The sequence below is a fragment of the Halorubrum sp. BV1 genome (assembly GCF_000746205.1).
Lineage (GTDB): Archaea > Halobacteriota > Halobacteria > Halobacteriales > Haloferacaceae > Halorubrum.
Map to the genome: position 1 here is coordinate 1 of NZ_JQKV01000032.1, position 1,176 is coordinate 1,176.

Here is a 1,176-nt window from a genome sequence, read left to right on the forward strand (position 1 = left end):
ACGTTGTCTGCCGATTCCTTCAGTTCCTCAAGTGCTGGGCCCCAGTCTACAGTTACCACAACCAACAGTCGAGGAGATGTAGGAAAAAATAACCTGGTGCTTTCGACGACTAGTAAACACTACAGGGTAACACATTATGCTCCATGACCGCAGCAGTAGTCACGGAAAGAGGGCCCACGTGATGACTGCCCCACGCTGGTGATGTGGATGGCATAGTCCATCGAACTCTGCGATCTCTGCGACTTCCGTGTCAAAGTCGTACCAAAACCCGACATCCTGAGCAAGCTTCTCCGCAACATTCTCAGCGCTCATTTGCTGATAGGTCTCGTTCTCTTGTTCGTAGTAGAGCGCAAGTAGCCCACTAGTGCCTTCGAAAGAAGACTTCGTGAGTTTCTTCGCGTCCGTGAGCAGTGAAGACGATGACTCCTCTGGGAACGGAGTGAACAGTCGAGCGTAGCTTTGGGGATCGATATTCCCGTTATCGTAGTGGAACCGCGCGAGCTTTGCTTCGACAGGCACAGTGACTTCGTCCTCACTCACAACGAGGTCACAGCGTTGCCCACCGTTGGGGTATGTCTTTTCGGACTCGACTGACCAAGATCGCGATTCTTGGGTTTCCTCGATAAGTGCGTCGAGCTGGGTCTCTTCTTCAAATGGACCGATCCCCGGCTGCCAACGATCGTGCACGAGAGACTTATCGACGACCGGTACTGCGGCAGCGAAATCTTCGGCGACTTGCCGCAGTAACGCCAGTTCCTCTTCAGACACACTCTGTCAAGTCCGGCAGTACGGTAGTGTCTTGCCGTTCCCGAGGCAGAATATGCTGTCATCACGGCAGAGTGCCAACCTCATCGTCGTCTTTCTACTCGTGATCCTCAGTACTCCTTGTCAGTTGGGGGACTGACCTCGTGGAACGCAACAGTGTAGTTGTCCGGGAGATCGTCGATTCGCACCTTGGCTTTGAGCACTCGATGCTCGACTGCGAACTGCTCCATTGTCTCTATCTGATGGCGTTGGAACGATGCATCCCCGGTCTTGATCTCGCACCAATAGCGCTCTAGAAGTTCGCCGTTCCATCCATCTGTTGCCTCAATCTGACAATCAGGGATCCACCGAATCTGCTTGTCCTCTTGATCTGTTGCAGTGATTGCTTCCGAGTACTCAATGTCAATTTTG

At 52.8% G+C, this 1,176-nt stretch carries 2 protein-coding genes; both read right to left on the reverse strand.

Annotated elements, in window-relative coordinates; all coding sequences use genetic code 11:
• Window positions 1-159 precede the first annotated feature (159 nt).
• On the reverse strand, window positions 160-768 hold the full coding sequence (locus EP28_RS11505; protein WP_230455357.1) for a hypothetical protein: 609 nt from the start codon (window positions 766-768) through the stop codon (window positions 160-162).
• Between the two features lie 107 nt (window positions 769-875).
• The coding region (locus tag EP28_RS14470; protein ID WP_049984157.1) for a hypothetical protein at window positions 876-1,176 on the reverse strand (301 nt) is incomplete at its 5' end.